This is a genomic window from Acinetobacter sp. LMB-5, assembly GCF_001541635.1.
Taxonomy (GTDB): Bacteria; Pseudomonadota; Gammaproteobacteria; order Pseudomonadales; family Moraxellaceae; genus Acinetobacter; species Acinetobacter pittii.
Genome location: NZ_LRDR01000003.1, coordinates 368,037 through 384,877, shown reverse-complemented (window position 1 = coordinate 384,877; position 16,841 = coordinate 368,037). Strand labels below are relative to the sequence as shown.

Genomic DNA, 16,841 nt, shown 5'->3' with positions numbered 1-16,841 from the left:
GGGGGTGTTTTTTATTGCGATAAAAAATTTGTGCGGAGAATAAATATAAAAATACTAAGGAAGAGTTGTGCTATAAATAATAAGAAAATTAATCTTTTAAGTATGCATAATAAGGGAAGAGCATCTATGATAATTTATGGTGATGTCGGTTCGGGTAACTGCTATAAGATAAAACTATTACTTTCCTTATTAAATATTAATCATAGATGGATCCACGTTGATATTTTAAACAAAGAAACTCAATCAGCTGATTTTTTGTCCTTAAATCCTAATGGAAAAATACCTGTATTAGTCCTAGAAGATGGTCGTGTTTTGAGTGAGTCGAATGCTATCTTAGGTTACTTGGCTGAAGGAACAAAATTTATTCCTACAGATCCTTTTATTAAAGCCAAAATGTATCAGTGGATGTTCTTTGAGCAGTATAGTCATGAACCATTTATTGCAGTTGCTCGTTTTATTAATAAATATTTAGGGTTACCATCAGAAAGAATAGAGGAATACCATAATTTACAGCCAAAAGGCCATAAAGCACTATCTATTATGGATAAAGCTTTAGTAGATCACGACTATCTTGTTGGAGATCAATTAACTATTGCTGACATTGCCTTGTATGCATACACGCATGTCGCCGAGGAAGGTGGTTTTGATTTGGAACTATATCCAAATATTCAAGCGTGGTGCCAAAGGATTCGAGAATATTTAGGTTATGTAGATATGATTTAAATAAAAAAGAACTCATATAGAGTTCTTTTTTATTTCTGAAATTCTGATTTAGAAATGTGCTTCTAGACCTACATATGGGCCTTTAAATTCAAATTTAAGGTCATTGTTATCGTAGTCATCTAAGTCGATATTAAGTACGCGATAGCCTGCTTTTAGACCCAGATCAATGAGTAGGTTATCTGCAAATTTATATTTCACTTCTGCCAGTGCATCTGTAATTCGTGCATCATCAAAGTTTGTATAAGTTGCTTCACCTTTAGCACTTAAGCCTGTAAACGGAAGTTTTACTTCACCTGACAAATAAGCAATAGGATATGTTTTATCAATATCCACGCGCTTACCTGTATACGCAGTAATATCACCATTTAATACAGTGGCACCAAGACCAGCATCTACACTTACGATATTATCTAGTAACTCGTAGTAGAGGATAAAATCGCTATGATCTAAATCAACTTTATAGTTGGCTTGACCTAAAGTTTCTGATTTAGTTTCGGTATCTAAATTTACATAACGAATTTTTGCATTTGGAATAAATGGAATTGGGTGTTCTACTGCTAATGAGAGTTGAGCACTACCTTTTTGATCTAGATCTTGATCATCAGGAAATTGAGACGACATATTCGCTTTACCATCGTAAAACCAGTAACCTACATCGCCTTTTACTCCTACGAAGTCTGCTTGAGCAAAGCCACTTAAGCCCATCCCGAGCGTTAATAAAGATATTTTTAATATTTTCATTTTTACATCCACATAAAAGAAATCTTTGAGCGCATGATATAGACATCTTGCTACAGATGCATTGATAAAAAATAAGGATTTGAGGTATGTGATATGAGTAAATTTTTAAACCTTAAAAAAATTAATTTAATTCAAATAATTAATATTTTCTTCCTCATTTAAATGAATTTAATCTTTTAGAAAATTTAGTATAAATTTTGTCAATCGTATCGGACTTATTAAATTTTAATTGATATCTAGGGAGTTAAAAATAAATTAGTGGATAAGTTGAGTAATTAAATAAGTATTTTCAGGGATTGCAATAAAATTGCATTAAATAATAATTTTAATCTACAAGTAGTAGAACGTAAATATTAGCTGAAAAATAACCAATTGTGAAAAAAACTCAGAAAATTCGTAAAATTTCTGACGGAAATTACAGTAAAAAGAAATAAAAACAGGTATTGTTCAGCTATATAGGGGCAAAAAATGGACAAAAATCTTTAAGGAAGAATTTTCTATTTTTGCTTGTTTGTTAAGGGAATAAAAATACTCAAAAGGTGCATTTTATTTTCTACAAACACAAAAGTATTTTTTGGTTCTTTTTTTGCATGCGGAATAACAATCAACAATAGCAGTAAAAATAAGTAATCTTTTAACATTAGGTGTTCTATGACAGATTCTCGTGAAAACTGGACGTCACGATCTGGTTTTATTATTGCAGCCGTTGGTTCGGCTGTAGGCTTAGGTAATATCTGGCGCTTTCCATACGTTGCTTATGAAAATGGTGGTGGCGCATTTCTTATTCCCTATCTATTGGCACTCATTACTGCTGGTTTACCGTTACTATTTTTAGATTATGCGGTAGGACATCGTAGTACTGGTTCACCTCCTAAAGCGTATCGTGCCCTATTTAAAGGCGGGGAAACATTAGGTTGGTGGCAAGTTTGTGTCTGTATCATCATTGGTTTGTACTATGCAAGTGTGCTCACTTGGGCTGGTAGTTATGTTTACTTCTCTATTGGCCAAATGTGGGGAAGTGATCCGGAAGGTTTCTTCTTTAATACCTACTTGCAGACCACAAAAGCAACTGGTTTTGATTTACAGTTTGTAGGTCATTTATTCTGGCCGATAGTTGGGATTTGGGCACTTACTCTAATCATTCTTTATGGTGGTGTGAAAAAAGGTGTGGAATTATCGAATAAGATATTCATGCCTTTATTATTCATTCTCTTCACTATTTTAGTTATTCAATCATTACGTTTACCAGGCGCGGTTCAAGGCTTAAATGCTTTCTTTACGCCGAACTGGTCAGCAATGATGGATTATAAAGTTTGGTTAGCGGCTTATGGCCATACTTTCTTCTCTCTCTCTGTCGGTTTCGGGATCATGGTGACTTATGCATCTTATTTGAAACCAAAAACGAATTTAACAGGTTCTGGTTTAATCGTTGGTTTTGCAAATGCATCAACAGAGATTCTGGCTGGTATTGGTATCTTCGCAGCGCTTGGTTTTATGGCTCATGCGGCAGGTACTGAAGTTAAAGATGTTGTGAGTGGCGGGATTGGGTTAGCATTTATTGCGTTCCCTAAAATTATCTCAAGTTTAGGTACAGGTGCCGATTTATTTGGTTTCTTATTCTTCTCTTCACTTTTCGTCGCAGGTATTTCTTCGATGGTGAGTATTTTGGAAGTACCTATTGCAGCAATGCAAGATAAATTGAAATGGGGCCGTAAAAAAGCTGTAACCATTATTGGTGGTGGTAGTGCGCTTGTATCAATTATTTTATTCTCAAGTGTAAACGCAATTAAGCTGGTTGATATTGTTGACCACTTTATCAATAACATCGGTATTATTGGCGGTGCTTTACTTTCTATTATTACCGTGGCTTGGTTTAAGCGTTCTGCTTTAATGGAACTTCGTGATCACGTGAATCGCATCTCAACTATTCAATTAGGTAAGGGGTGGGATTTCACTTTAACAGTCATTACATCGTTAATCTTGTTAACTACACTCAGTATGACTGTATTTAATTTGATCAAAAATGGCTATGATACTTATAGTATGAGCTTACAAGGTGTATTCGGCTGGGGCAGTGTGATTTTCTGTGCAGTCGTTGCAATTGTTTTAAGCAAAATGAAAGATCGCTAGGAGGACAGAATAATGAATACTTCAGCAATCGTAATGATGGTAATTTCGATGGTGTTTTTATGGGGGGGCTTGGCTTTGTCCATTATCCATTTATCGAAACATCCTGAAGAGTTAGATGATGTTTTAGAAGAAGTAAAAGATCAGCACACACTTTAATGCTGATCAACTAAAAAAGCAGGCTTTAAGCCTGCTTTTTTTATGCAATTTTTTGAATTTTACAATAATAAAATCCATCACCAGACTGCGCTTGCGGCAGTAATTGGCGACCATGGGTTTGCTCAACTCCCCAATTAGCTTCAATTTTAATTTCTTTTGCATTTGGATTTTCAGCAAAAAATTTCATCATCTGCTGTTCATTTTCAGCTTTTAAAATTGAACAGGTGATGTAAAGCAATGTGCCGCCAACTTTGAGCTGTTGCCACATGTGGTCCAAGATCTGCTTTTGTAGTTCAATGGTTTGAGCTATATCGGTAGATTGGCGCAATAGGCGTATGTCAGGATGACGACGAATTACACCTGTAGCAGAGCAAGGTGCATCGAGCACAATACAATCTACTGGCTGTGCAGGAGTCCATTGAGTTGCATCGGCTGCCAAAACCTCTGTATGACTTTGATCAAGTGCTAAGCGATTTAAGTTCTCAGTTACACGCACCAAACGGCTTGGGTCCTGATCAATCGCAATGAGCTGAGCAGGTTTAAATTTTTCAAGTAAATGAGCAGTTTTACCGCCTGGGGCAGCACATGCATCAACTACTATTTTATCGTTCAAATCTGGCAATAATGTTGCGCAAAGCTGAGCGTGTTCATCTTGTACAGAAAACCAACCTTGTTCAAAACCAGGTAACTGGGTAATTTGTACAGACTGTTCAAGAACAATACCTGCTTCAGACAAAGTACATGCACGTGCCTGAATTTCTAAACTTTGTAGTTTTGCTAAATAAGCATCGCGGCCAATATGACGCTGGTTCACCCTTAACGTTAAAGGCGCGACTTGCTTCAAAGATTGGCAGAGAGATTCCGTTTGTTCACCCCAATCCTTTTTTAAGCGTTTGAAAAGCCAACTTGGTAAGCCATGTGCTTGCTGTAAACCTTGCTGAAAGTCATCAGTTTCACGAGTAGCTCGGCGCAAAATAGCATTTACAATACCGCTGAGTGCAGGGAACCCAAGTTGTTTGGTTGCATCGACTGTTTCTGAAATAGCGGCATGCGCTGCAATACGCGTGCATAAAACTTGATAAAGACCAACATAAAGACAGATTTCTACTGTCTCATTATTTAAAGGCTTGCTGAGTAGAGGCAGGCTAATTGATTTAAGTGCAAACCATTGGCGCAATGTACCTAAAACAAGTTCGTGAAACAAAGCGCGATCGCGCTCTGCTACCTGATTGAGCTGTGTATTTAAAATACTAGCGAGTGATTGGCCTTGCTGAACTTTTAGTAACGTCTGGACGACTTGAGCACGCAGGTTAAAACGTGAGGAATTTGAGGTAACCTGACTCATGGCAAAATTTGTCCTACATGAAGTTTTTGAGTTTGTGCAATTTGTTGAGCGTTTAATGCTTTACCACCCGGCCACTGCACGCTAGTCAGACAAATAAATGTATTTTCACCGCAAGCAACATGCACACCTTGTTTATCGATTGCAATAATTTCACCAGCTTGAGCATTCGCTTTGCTTTGGCTAGAAATTAGAGAGTTCCAGACACGCAGAGCATTATTTTCATCAAGTTGAACAAAAGCGACTGGCCAAGGGTTAAAAGCACGAATATTTCGGTCAACTTGAACAGCATCAATTGACCAATCAATACGAGCTTCTGACTTTACGAGCTTATGAGCATAGACCGTTAAGCTTTCGTCTTGAACTTCGCGTTCTGCCAAATATTTTTGTAGTGTTTCTTCTGACTCAAGTACCGCACAAATTGCTGTTGCACCTTGAGCTGCGAGTTTGTCATGCAAAGTCGCTGAGGTATCTTCGGCAGTAATTGGGCAGTATGTTTTATACATCATATCGCCTGTATCTAAACCGGCAGCCATCTGCATGATGGTAATTCCGGTTTCTTCATCACCTGTTGCAATCGCACGCTGAATTGGTGCTGCACCGCGCCAGCGTGGTAATAGTGAGCCGTGAATATTTAAACAGCCATATTTCGGTGTATCGAGCACAGTTTGTGGAAGAATTAAACCATAGGCTGCAACCACCATCACATCTGCGCCTAAAGCTGCCAGTTCTTGTTGAGCCGCTAAACCTTCTTCTGTAGATGCTTTGAAGTGAAGGGGTTGATAAACAGGGATATTATGCTCAAGGGCAAGTTGTTTTACAGGAGATGGCGTTAGTTTTTGTCCACGACCCGATTTACGATCTGGCTGAGTATAAACCGCGATAATTTCATGGGAAGTTTTTAATAAAGCCGCCAATGCTGTTGCAGCAAATTCGGGGGTGCCAGCAAAAATAATTTTCACAAATGCAATCCAAAAAGAGTTTATGCGTAGTATACGTGAAAAACGATTGAAGCCCTAAACTCATGGCGATTGAGTGTTTTAGTTTTTAAATAGTGAACAAAAAATTATTGAAAAACTTTTATTGATAAAAAAAGGTTATGAAAAAATAAAAAATTATTCATGTAAGTTTTACTAAATATTGACTGTCTATTACTGTTCTTGGCTTTCCGAATATTATTTGCTTCTATAGAATGGAGAATGATCAAATTATGATGATGAGTCAATATTCCGACTGATCTAACGCTATATCAGTATCATCCGCCAGAGTGGGAGAAATTCCGCTCAAGCACAACTTGTTGGAAACACTAATGCCTGACTATCGTTCAAAAACATCGACACACGGAAGAAATATGGCTGGCGCACGTGGCTTATGGCGTGCAACAGGAATGAAAGATGAGGATTTCGGCAAACCGATTATTGCGGTGGTCAATTCATTTACTCAATTTGTTCCGGGCCATGTACATCTTAAAGATTTAGGGCAACTAGTCGCAGCAGAAATTCAGGCAGCAGGTGGTGTTGCTAAAGAGTTTAATACGATTGCAGTAGATGACGGGATCGCAATGGGGCATGACGGCATGCTTTATTCATTACCATCACGTGATTTGATTGCTGACTCAGTTGAATATATGGTGAATGCACACTGTGCAGATGCCATGGTGTGTATTTCTAACTGTGACAAGATTACTCCAGGAATGCTCATGGCTGCGATGCGCTTGAATATTCCTGTTGTTTTCGTGTCTGGCGGACCAATGGAAGCTGGTAAGGTTAAGTTCCGCGGTAATGAAAAAGCGATTGACCTTGTTGATGCAATGGTTGTTGCGGCTGATGAAAGTTATACAGACGAAGAAGTTGAAGAATTTGAACGTTCAGCATGTCCAACCTGTGGTTCATGTTCAGGTATGTTCACTGCAAACTCAATGAACTGTTTAACAGAAGCTTTAGGTTTATCTTTACCGGGTAATGGTTCGATTGTTGCGACGCATGCAAACCGTAAAAAATTATTCTTAAAAGCAGGCCAACTTATTGTTGAATTGGCTAAGCGCTATTATGAACAAGAAGATGCAAGTATTTTACCTCGTTCGATTGCAACCAAGGCTGCATTTAAAAATGCGATGACTCTTGATATTGCAATGGGTGGTTCAACCAATACCGTTCTGCATTTATTGGCTGCGGCAAGTGAAGCAGAAGTTGATTTTACAATGGATGATATTGACGAATTATCACGTCGAGTTCCTGTACTGTCTAAAGTAGCGCCTGCAAAACAAGACGTTCATATGGAAGATGTTCATCGTGCTGGCGGTATCATGGCGATCTTAGGCGAGCTTGATCGCGCGAATTTACTTGATGTATCTGTACCGACAGTGCACGAGAAAACTTTAAAAGATGCGTTGGATAAGTGGGATATTATTCGTACTGAAGATGCAGACGTTTATGAATTCTATCGTTCATCACCAGGTGGTGTTCCAACTCAAGTTGCATTCTCGCAAAATCGCTATTATTCAACATTAGATGGCGACCGAGAAAAAGGCGTTATCCGTAATGCAGAACATGCTTTCTCTAAAGATGGTGGTTTAGCAGTTCTATACGGCAACATCGCGCTTGATGGTTGTATCGTGAAAACTGCAGGTGTTGATGAATCAATCTTGAAATTTACGGGCACAGCGCGTGTATTTGAGAGCCAAGATGCAGCTGTAGATGCAATTTTAGGTCATGACATTAAAGCTGGCGATGTGGTTGTGATTCGTTACGAAGGCCCACGTGGTGGTCCGGGTATGCAAGAAATGCTTTACCCAACTAGCTACCTTAAATCGAAAGGTTTAGGAAAAGACTGTGCATTGGTAACAGATGGTCGTTTCTCTGGTGGTTCATCAGGTCTTTCAATTGGTCACGTTTCACCAGAAGCGGCTGAAGGCGGTGCGATTGGTTTGGTTGAAGATGGTGATACTATTGAAATCGATATTCCAAACCGTACGATTCACTTAAACGTTGATGATGCGACTATGGCACATCGTCGTACAGTACAGGAAGCGAAAGGCTGGCATCCGAAAGAAGAACGTAAACGTAAAGTATCAAAAGCGTTAAAAGTTTATGCAATGCATACAACAAGTGCAGCGAAAGGAGCTGTACGCGTTCTATAAAATATTCAATTTTAATAATTGATTAGGAATCATGCACCCTTTAACACGATGAATTGCTATCATGTTAAGGGTGCATTTTTCATGTCTGGTAAAAAAAAATCAGCTTGTAGAAAAAGGTGTTTTTAGATCATTCTATGGGTTTGCCATAAAATGGTGATAAAATCTTCACCTACGTAGAAACTTGCTAAAAACATGACTTATTTTCTGCGTAAACTAAGGTAGTTATATTTCAATCTCGACTACTGTTTTACCTTGCACTATGATCAAAACAATCTTTGATCTCGCTTAGGATTTATTTTTTAGAGGCACAACTCATGTCACTGCTACGCCGTTGGTTTGACCCTATTCGATCGAGCTGGTTTTACCAAAAGCCTTCTCGTCAAGCGGTGTTACCCACGGAAAATGGTTTAAGTATTTATTTACGACTTGATGATGTGTATAGCTATTTGGCTGTTCAGCAATTGTCTCAGCTAGATGAAATTTTAAGTGATGAACTTAAGCCTTTAAAAATTATTATTTCGCATACGGCTTCTGAACCCCCAAACAGTATGTCGCATGAAGAGTGGCAAAATTATTGTTTAAATGATGCCAAGATATTAGCCAAACAACATCGTTTCGGTTTCGATGAATTTCCAGAAATCCCAAGCCCAGAATCTTTAAAACAAGCGGCAGTCATATTAAAAAGAACCCCATTACAAGGTCAGAATTTCTTCCATTTATTAGAAGATATTTTTCACATGCTTTGGCAACAACAATATGGAAAGTTGCGTACTTTACATGCCATGGCAGTTAAACATCAGCTTCCTCAACATTTTTCAGAACGTATTTTTACGGATGAGCCTGTACCTGCAGCTTACTTTGAATTTGGTGGACGTAAATATCACGCAGTAGATGATTTATTACGTTTGACTCGTCGTTTGAAGCAGCAAAAGCTACTGACTGGTAATCCGATTTTTTTAATTAATCATATCGAATGGCGTGAACATTTGATTAACGATGCTGAAGCGCTTACCGAGATTCAAACACTTCATCCTGAGCTTGATGTCTATATTGCTTTAGAAGACCCAATGAGTTGGTTGTTACTTGCCTATATCAAGGAAGAGCTGGCTGATTATTATGATATTCAACTAAAAGTTTACCCTTTAAGTTATCAAGGTCGAGACTGGTTTGACTGGAGTTTGGCGACACGTGTTTCTAAACGAACAGGTGTGGCCTTTACGCCATTTTGTCGTCCTACCGAGGAAAGTACACTGGAAATGGCAAAGCTTTTCTATAGTGTGCAAGAAAATCAGCAAATCGATACGATTTTTACGATATTGCAGGCAGTTTGGACGAAAGGAAAAGATTTATCTTTCTTAAAACATTTCCAACAGTTACAGCAGCAACTTGGGATTGAGCAGCTAACCGACCAAGATGTGCAATCTGTTTTGGCGCAAAATGATGCACTTTGCAAAGACAAGCATCAGCCTGATTTGCCAGTTTTAGAGCTGCGTATTGATGGTCAGACCTATGTGTTTAATAGCTTGTATCGTGTGTGGATGATTGAAAGTATTTTTAGCAATGTATTAGAAGAGAAATATAAAACAGCCTCAACTTTTAATTGAGGCCTACTTCTAAAAACAAGAATAGGGCCATACCTGTTTTTTCCGTAGCATATCCTTTAAGGAATCGGAGATAAACAGTGACTTTTTTAGCAATTATTATAGTGGTCTTTGCCTTCGCTGGCATGATTAAAGGCATGATCGGTTTAGGATTGCCCGCGGTATCGATGGGCTTACTCACCATCGCAATGAGCCCTTTTCAGGCAGCATCTCTGCTCATTGTCCCTTCAATGGTCACCAACGTCTGGCAGCTTTTTGCTGAAGGACATGTCTGGGCGTTTATTCGCCGTTTCTGGACGTTGCTTGTCGGCATTATAGTAGGTTCAATATGGAGCTTTTTACCTACTTTAAGTCAAAGTCATGGGCATAGTAGTGAAATTTTATTAGGCTGTATGTTGGCCTTATATGGACTCTATGGTCTGTGCGTGAAGAAACTTCCACACTTAGGAAAGTATGAACGTTGGCTACCACCGATTATTGGATATATCGGCGGGGCAGTGACTGTAGCAACTGGTGTCATTATTATTCCAATCGTTCCTTATTTGCAGTCTTTACATTTAAAGCGTGATGAGTTGGTTCAGGCTTTAGGACTAACGTTTACTGTTTCTACCATTTGTCTTGCAGTCTTTTTACACCACAACCCTATGTCGGGAATGACATTAGATTATCGTTTATCTTTCGCTGCATTGTTGGCAGCGCTCGTTGGAATGTGGTTAGGTAAAAAAATCCGTTATCGGTTAAATGAGCAGTTATTTCGCCGTATCTTTTTTATAGGTTTGGTATCATTAGGGCTTTATATGATTTTGCATTAAGCTAATTTTTAAGGGCGATGTTGCAATAAAAAATCTGAAAATTGTTTATAACTATTAGGTAGCTGATTAAAATTTTGTGTGGCCAAAAGCAGTTTACGATTTGCCCACGCGCCTAGTAGTTGAATGGAATGAAAGTCATAGTCCGATTGCAAACGCTGGGTAGCACGAGCCGGCATAATCGCAATTCCGACACCTTTGGCGACTACTTCCGCAATCGCACCAAAATTAGGTAAGCGCAAACGGTACTGTATGTTAAAGCCCAATAGCTTAGCTTGAGTTTCGATGGACTGTTGCAACGAATGGTGGGGCTTAAGACCAATAAAACCATAACTTAAAGCCTCTACCAAATTCAGCTGTTGGTGTTGAGCTAAATTGTGAGTAGGAGGACAAATCAGAACTAATGGATCACTAGCAAATTCCTTAGTTTGCAAATGTCTAGTATCAAAAAAACTTGAGACCAGCCCAAGATTTGCAACTCCTTGCGTTAATGCCTCTACAATTTCTGAACTTTCTGCCTCGTGTAAATCAATGTTCATTTCGGGATGAAGCACCAAATATTGCGGTAATAACGGAGGCAAATATTCGCTTTGAGCAGAAGAGTTACACCAAAGCGTTAATGACTCTGTTGTAGGCGGCCTAAAACGCTGCATTTCTTGTTCAAGCTGCTCTTTTTGTGTCATAAGCTGACGAGCATGCTCTACAAAAGCGTGTCCTGCTGTGGTGAGCTCCACTCCCGTCGTTTGGCGAATAAATAAGGGCGTTTCAAAATATTGTTCGAGTTTTTTAATGCGTTCGCTGGCAGCTTGAAGTGAAATTGCAGAGCGGTCTGCACCTTTGGTTAGGCTACCCGTAGAGACAATATGAAGAACCAGCTGTAAATCAAAAAAATCAAAACGCATGACAGGGAACGTGTTGAAGGCTAAAAAGTCATCATACTAAATCGTAATAAAAAAAGGCAGCTTGCGCTGCCTTTTTGAATTTAGGTTTTATCTTTTAAACTAAACAGCCAGTTTAAAATAATGGCTGCAAAAGTTGCGGTACCAATACCACCTAAATTGAAATTACCAAACAATAATTCAAAGTTACCAGCACCTAAAATAATCGTGACCGAAGCTACAATTAGATTTTTATTGTTAGAAAAATCAACTTTGTTTTCAATCCAGATTTTGGCCCCAGCAATGGTAATCAAACCAAATACGACAATAGATGCACCTGTTAAAACTGCGCTTGGGATCGTACTAATTACCGCGCCAAATTTTGGAGATAAACCCAAGAAAATGGCGAAGACACCAGCAATCACAAAAACAATGGTTGAGTACACACGAGTGACTGCCATCACACCAATGTTTTCGCCGTAAGTGGTCATACCTGGAGCACCTACACTACCAGAAAGCGTTGTTGCTAAACCATCTGCAACAAATGCTTTACCTAATTGCGGCGTCAGGTTTTCACCAGTCATTGCACCTACTGCTTTAATATGACCTAGGTTTTCTGCTACTAAGATAAGCGCAACTGGCGCAATAATTAGCATAGCATTCGTGTCAAAAGTAGGATGTGAAAAGCTTGGAATCCCAAACCATGCGGCTTGTGAGATCTGGCTAAAATCGATGGGTTTACCTAAACCTAGCCCATTGGTGGTAATGGCATAAATCACATAGGCCAAGATCAAACCAATCAACAGAAGTAGACGTTGTAATAAACCTCGCGTAAAGACCGCAATACTACCCATACAAAGTACAGTAATTAAGGCCATCCACATTTCAAATGGTTGGCCTGCAACACCTTTAATCGTAACAGGTGCAAGGTTCAGACCAATAATCATCACAATGGCACCAGTCACCACAGGCGGCATGAGTTTTTCAATCCAGCGTGTACCAGTAAGCATCACAATAAAACCGATGATGGCATAAAAAACACCACATGCTACGATTCCACCTAAAGCCATAGATAGATTTGGATTGGCACCTGAACCTGTAATATGCCCAGTTGCAGCTGCAACCACCCCAATAAAGGCAAAACTTGATCCTAAGTAACTTGGAACACGACCACCTGTAATTAAAAAGAACAAGATGGTACAGATTCCAGACATTAAAATAGCAAGGTTAGGATTAAAGCCCATGAGTAAGGGTGCTAAAACAGTCGCTCCAAACATAGCAAATGCATGTTGAATACCCAAAACAGCACTTTGAACGGGTGGGAGATATTCATTGGTAGAGACTGGCCGATGGTCAATATCACCTTGGTAAGGCTGCCATTTTGGAAACCAATTGGACATAAAATAAGCTCATTATTTTTTAATTGGTGCAATGATACTCTTTCTTGAGAATGCATTTAATCTCTAGAGAGAAGTATGTATGTGAAAAGCAATTATTTTTTAACGATCGGTATAATTTGATGGTTTCTAAATATAAGGAATTAGTTATTTTTTTATCCTAAAAATTAATTTTTTGATTTTAAAAAAATATTCTAAAAAATAGAAAATCGGAGAAAATTTAAGAAAAATAGAGAACTTTGCAAGTAAAAAGCAGTACATCATGATGCACTGCTTTATAAAACAATCGGTAAAATCAGTTTAGCCTGTATTGCGTAAACCAGCCGCGATACCTGCAATACTCACCATAAGTGCATGGTCAACAGGGGTATTCTCAGCCTGACGTTCAGCGAGATAATCACGACGGCGCTTCATGAGTTCAGCCTGTAAAAGATGCAAAGGTAGTAAGTAGGGTTTACGAACCTGCATAGATTGATCGAGAACTTCATTATTACTCAGAAGCTTTGATTCATCTTTCAATGCTAGCAAGGTCTCAACAGCATCTTTTAAGCGCTGACGTAATTGGTTGCCAAGAACTTTCAAATCTTCATCTTCAGTCAGATGAGACTCGTAATAGAGTGCAATGTTGGCATCGGCTTTAGATAATACCATTTCCAGCATATCAATCAGCGTCTGGAAATAAGGCCATTGCTGAAGCATTTCATCAAGCGTTGCTTTTTGCTGATCGGCAATCACTTCATTAATTGCTGCACCAGTACCTAGCCATGCAGGTAACATCAAACGAATTTGTGTCCAAGCAAATACCCATGGAATCGCACGTAAAGACTCAATACCGCCACTCACTTTACGTTTTGCTGGACGTGAGCCTAATGGCAACATTTGTAATTCAAGTTCAGGCGTAACGGTCCGTAAATACTTCACAAAGTGTGGGTTTTCACGAACTGTTTGGCGATAAACCTTAACAGAATGATCTGTCATACGGTTCATAAGTTCACGCCACTCAGCCTTAGGCTCTGGTGGTGGTAATAAAGTCGCTTCAAGTGTTGCTGCGGTATAGATCTCAAGGTTTTGCATCGCAATTCCTTCTAGACCAAATTTGAAGCGGATCATTTCCCCTTGTTCAGTGACTCGAATTGCACCAGAAATCGAACCCGGCGGCTGTGAAAATAGCGCCTGTTGTGTTGGAGCACCACCACGACTAATTGAACCACCACGGCCGTGGAACAGGGTCAACTGTACGCCGTGTGTTTGAGCAATTGCAGTCAGCTCTTCTTGAGCACGATACTGTGCCCAGTTGGCAGACATGAAACCGGCATCTTTTGCAGAGTCGGAGTAACCAATCATGACTTCATGTTTACCCTGAATGTGCTGTTTGTACCAATGCATATTGAACAGCGTATTCATGGTAGTTGCTGCGCCATCTAAGTCTTTTAAAGTCTCAAATAAAGGCACTACACGTAAAGGATGCTGAATACCTGCTTCTTTTTGCAATAACAACACTGCTAAAACATCACTTGGATATTCAGCCATCGAAATAATATATGCCCCTAAAGACTCAGGCGGTTGGTCTGCCAAAGTACGCATGGTTGCAAATACTTCTTGAACGTCTGGATGACCAATCAAACTACCTTCAGGTTCATTAATATATTTCGGTAAAAGCGGGCGTTTACTTTGTAATTCTTGAATGAGGAAGTTTTGGCGTGCTTGCTCAGTCCACGATTCAAAATTACCTAAACCTAAATATTCGGTAATGGCTGAAATGGCTTGACGATGACGACCTGATTCTTGGCGAATGTCGAGTTTAAGTAATTCAATACCAAAACAGTTCACACGGTAGATAAAGTCGAGCAGTTGACCATTCGCAATTTCAGGTAGGTTACTGTCGATTAAAGAGCGATAGCATAGCAATAATGGTTGTAAAAGCTCATCTTTACTTTTAATGACATTGCTGTCGTCTGCTTCTAAGCCTTGTAGGCGCTGCGCTAACCAGTGTCGAGTTGCTTTTAAACGTTCTCGTGTAGCACGTAAATATTCGCGATAAGGTTCTGCATGTTGGCTACCAATTGCCTGAATCATTTCTTCGGAACAAGTCTGGATTGAAAGTTCCCAACGTAAGTTTTCGATATCTCTTAAATAGAGATCGGCAGCTTGCCAGCGTGATAACCACAGTACTTCTTGGGTAATTTGATGGGTAACATTTGGGTTGCCATCACGGTCTCCACCCATCCAAGATGCGAAACGTACTGGTGCAATATTCAGTGGTAAATTAAGTTGGCAGTTTTCTTGAACTAATTCATTTAACTCGCGAATGAATTTAGGTACAGCGTTCCAAAGTGTTTGCTCAATTGTGGCAAACCCCCATTTTGCTTCATCGACTGGAGTTGGACGGTGCTGTCGGATTTCATCTGTTTGCCAAGCCGAACTAATTTGTTGCTTTAAATTCGCAAGTGCATTTTGGCGTTCGCGTGGGGTAAGTTTTTGCTGATCAAGCTGTGAGAGACATGCGTTAATATCATCATATTTCTGAATCAGGGTACGACGACTCACTTCAGTTGGGTGCGCCGTAAGTACTAACTCAATCTTAAGATCGCAAATTTGCTGGAACAGTTTTTCTGTCGAAATACTTTTATCTTTAAATTTTTGAAATAAGTGAACAAGCGGATTCGGAGAGTTTGCATCCGAATCAAATTCTGCCTGTCTGCGGCTACGGACCACATGATATTGCTCGGCAATATTGGCAAAATTGAGGAAGTGAGAAAAAGCGCGGGTGAGAGGTAATAGCTCTTCATCGGGCAGTTCTAAAAATAATTGTTCTAATTGCTTTTCGGCTTCAGCTTGACCATCACGTGCACCTTTGGCAAGAGCACGGATTTGCTCGATCTGATTAAACAGTTCTTGTCCTGCATGTTGTTTTAGGGTTTCACCTAACAAATTACCAAGTAAGCGGACATCCTCACGCAGTGGCGCATCGATTTGCTGAACCATGCTATTTTCTCCTGTTCTTATTCTTATCGAATATAGCGCGATTAACAAACATTCCAAGCTTTGAGCGTAAGAAAATGTGAATTTTTGCTTAAAAAATAACATTTAATTCGCTTGTAGTGTCTTAAAAGCTGGCATGCACTCAGCGCAACTTTTGACAATCGGACTTTGGTTTAATTCCGATATTTGAGTAGGAATAAATTAATTGCGTCGCGAATAATTTGCTCTAGCTCCTGTGCATTTGGGGCAGCAGTAATGCCCAGTAAAACCTTGTGATGGCGTACACCAAGCAATAAGGTCAAAAGCAGTTCTGTTTGATAGATCGGATCATCGGCTTGAATGAAACCTAATTGAGCAGCTTTTTGAAAAAACTCAGCTAATTGATTCTCCATTCGTGTATGTGAAGCTTCAAAAAACTGTAGGGCGAGTGGGTTCTGTTCGGCTGCAAGCTCCAACAATACATGATCAAGCTTTAATGCTTCAGGTGAATAAATAATTTGTAAGGCACGTGAACATACAATAAAGAGTGTTTGATAGAAGTCTGCCGATGTATCTAAGTCAAATTGTTTAGTGCACAGTGTCTCTTCACAAGTTTCCGTAATCGCACAGATAAACAGGTTCACTTTATCTTGAAAGTGGTTATAAACCGTGAGTTTAGTAACGCCTGCTTCCTGTGCAATCTGGTTCATGCTAGTACCGTGATAACCGGATTTTAAAAAAATAGCTTTCGCGGCTTGTAGGATACGAGCACGCTTTTCCAGATCTTTGGGGCGACCACTTTGATTAACTGTTTGCACAAAACCCTCTAATAAAAGTTTAGAAAAATAAATATTTATAAGTTTTTTTTAATTAATGTACTCATAGGTATATTAATTAAAAAACAAACAAACTATGATGCAAGCATATTGTGCCTTAAAAAATCAGTTTGAATAAGAGCGATAAG

General features: G+C 39.3%; 13 protein-coding genes. 6 read left to right on the top strand and 7 right to left on the bottom strand.

The features are described 5' to 3' along the window. Positions 1–126 precede the first annotated feature (126 nt). Positions 127–723 (top strand): glutathione S-transferase family protein, encoded by a 597-nt coding sequence (locus tag AW165_RS05250; RefSeq protein WP_044099709.1) that lies wholly within the window; start codon positions 127–129, stop codon positions 721–723. Between the two features lie 48 nt (positions 724–771). On the opposite strand, the gene AW165_RS05245 is transcribed toward AW165_RS05250, so the two are convergent. Next, entirely contained in the window at positions 772–1,476 is a 705-nt protein-coding gene (locus AW165_RS05245) for a TIGR04219 family outer membrane beta-barrel protein (protein ID WP_081410547.1), read from the bottom strand. A gap of 639 nt (positions 1,477–2,115) precedes the next feature. Here AW165_RS05245 and AW165_RS05240 point away from each other — a divergent pair. Further along, complete coding sequence (locus AW165_RS05240; RefSeq protein WP_017481897.1) at positions 2,116–3,594, top strand: sodium-dependent transporter; 1,479 nt, start codon at positions 2,116–2,118, stop codon at positions 3,592–3,594. Positions 3,595–3,606: 12 nt separating this feature from the next. After that, the gene (locus tag AW165_RS19050; protein ID WP_002119126.1) at positions 3,607–3,750 is read left to right on the top strand and encodes a methionine/alanine import family NSS transporter small subunit; all 144 of its coding nucleotides are present in this window, start codon (positions 3,607–3,609) and stop codon (positions 3,748–3,750) included. A gap of 40 nt (positions 3,751–3,790) precedes the next feature. Here the strand turns inward: AW165_RS19050 and rsmB are convergent, their stop codons facing one another. Together rsmB and fmt are read right to left on the bottom strand one after the other, a co-directional pair. Next, the gene (rsmB, locus tag AW165_RS05235) at positions 3,791–5,095 is read right to left on the bottom strand and encodes a 16S rRNA (cytosine(967)-C(5))-methyltransferase RsmB (protein WP_060465158.1); all 1,305 of its coding nucleotides are present in this window, start codon (positions 5,093–5,095) and stop codon (positions 3,791–3,793) included. Next, on the bottom strand, positions 5,092–6,054 hold the full coding sequence (gene fmt / locus AW165_RS05230; RefSeq protein WP_060465157.1) for a methionyl-tRNA formyltransferase: 963 nt from the start codon (positions 6,052–6,054) through the stop codon (positions 5,092–5,094). Before fmt ends, rsmB begins: the two co-directional genes overlap by 4 nt. Before the next feature lie 347 nt (positions 6,055–6,401). Here fmt and ilvD point away from each other — a divergent pair, with 347 nt between their 5' ends. The 3 genes from ilvD (at position 6,402) to AW165_RS05215 (ending at position 10,644) form a co-directional block, all read left to right on the top strand. Then, positions 6,402–8,231 carry a dihydroxy-acid dehydratase gene (gene ilvD, locus AW165_RS05225; RefSeq protein ID WP_039766669.1) on the top strand — a complete coding sequence of 610 codons (1,830 nt, stop codon included), beginning with the start codon at positions 6,402–6,404 and terminating at the stop codon, positions 8,229–8,231. Between the two features lie 314 nt (positions 8,232–8,545). Beyond that, complete coding sequence (locus AW165_RS05220) at positions 8,546–9,835, top strand: hypothetical protein (protein ID WP_005066551.1); 1,290 nt, start codon at positions 8,546–8,548, stop codon at positions 9,833–9,835. A gap of 77 nt (positions 9,836–9,912) precedes the next feature. Beyond that, complete coding sequence (locus tag AW165_RS05215; RefSeq protein WP_060465156.1) at positions 9,913–10,644, top strand: sulfite exporter TauE/SafE family protein; 732 nt, start codon at positions 9,913–9,915, stop codon at positions 10,642–10,644. A gap of 8 nt (positions 10,645–10,652) precedes the next feature. Here AW165_RS05215 and AW165_RS05210 read toward each other — a convergent pair whose 3' ends face one another. From AW165_RS05210 to AW165_RS05195, 4 genes are all read right to left on the bottom strand, one after another. Continuing rightward, the gene (locus AW165_RS05210; protein ID WP_060465155.1) at positions 10,653–11,543 is read right to left on the bottom strand and encodes a LysR family transcriptional regulator; all 891 of its coding nucleotides are present in this window, start codon (positions 11,541–11,543) and stop codon (positions 10,653–10,655) included. Between the two features lie 80 nt (positions 11,544–11,623). After that, complete coding sequence (locus AW165_RS05205) at positions 11,624–12,919, bottom strand: solute carrier family 23 protein (RefSeq protein ID WP_002119102.1); 1,296 nt, start codon at positions 12,917–12,919, stop codon at positions 11,624–11,626. A 297-nt stretch (positions 12,920–13,216) separates the two neighbouring features. Further along, positions 13,217–15,901 (bottom strand): phosphoenolpyruvate carboxylase, encoded by a 2,685-nt coding sequence (gene ppc, locus AW165_RS05200; RefSeq protein WP_060465154.1) that lies wholly within the window; start codon positions 15,899–15,901, stop codon positions 13,217–13,219. A 170-nt stretch (positions 15,902–16,071) separates the two neighbouring features. Beyond that, complete coding sequence (locus tag AW165_RS05195) at positions 16,072–16,695, bottom strand: TetR/AcrR family transcriptional regulator (RefSeq protein ID WP_002119184.1); 624 nt, start codon at positions 16,693–16,695, stop codon at positions 16,072–16,074. Positions 16,696–16,841: the final 146 nt, after the last annotated feature.

Excerpts from the sequence above, each read along its gene's own strand:
- AW165_RS05205 (WP_002119102.1), bottom strand. The coding sequence starts at position 12,919 with ATGTCCAATTGGTTTCCAAAATGGCAGCCTTACCAAGGTGATATTGAC.
- AW165_RS19050 (WP_002119126.1), top strand. The coding sequence starts at position 3,607 with ATGAATACTTCAGCAATCGTAATGATGGTAATTTCGATGGTGTTTTTA.
- rsmB (WP_060465158.1), bottom strand. The coding sequence starts at position 5,095 with ATGAGTCAGGTTACCTCAAATTCCTCACGTTTTAACCTGCGTGCTCAA.
- AW165_RS05220 (WP_005066551.1), top strand. The coding sequence starts at position 8,546 with ATGTCACTGCTACGCCGTTGGTTTGACCCTATTCGATCGAGCTGGTTT.
- ilvD (WP_039766669.1), top strand. The coding sequence starts at position 6,402 with ATGCCTGACTATCGTTCAAAAACATCGACACACGGAAGAAATATGGCT.
- AW165_RS05240 (WP_017481897.1), top strand. The coding sequence starts at position 2,116 with ATGACAGATTCTCGTGAAAACTGGACGTCACGATCTGGTTTTATTATT.
- AW165_RS05250 (WP_044099709.1), top strand. The coding sequence starts at position 127 with ATGATAATTTATGGTGATGTCGGTTCGGGTAACTGCTATAAGATAAAA.
- AW165_RS05210 (WP_060465155.1), bottom strand. The coding sequence starts at position 11,543 with ATGCGTTTTGATTTTTTTGATTTACAGCTGGTTCTTCATATTGTCTCT.
- ppc (WP_060465154.1), bottom strand. The coding sequence starts at position 15,901 with ATGGTTCAGCAAATCGATGCGCCACTGCGTGAGGATGTCCGCTTACTT.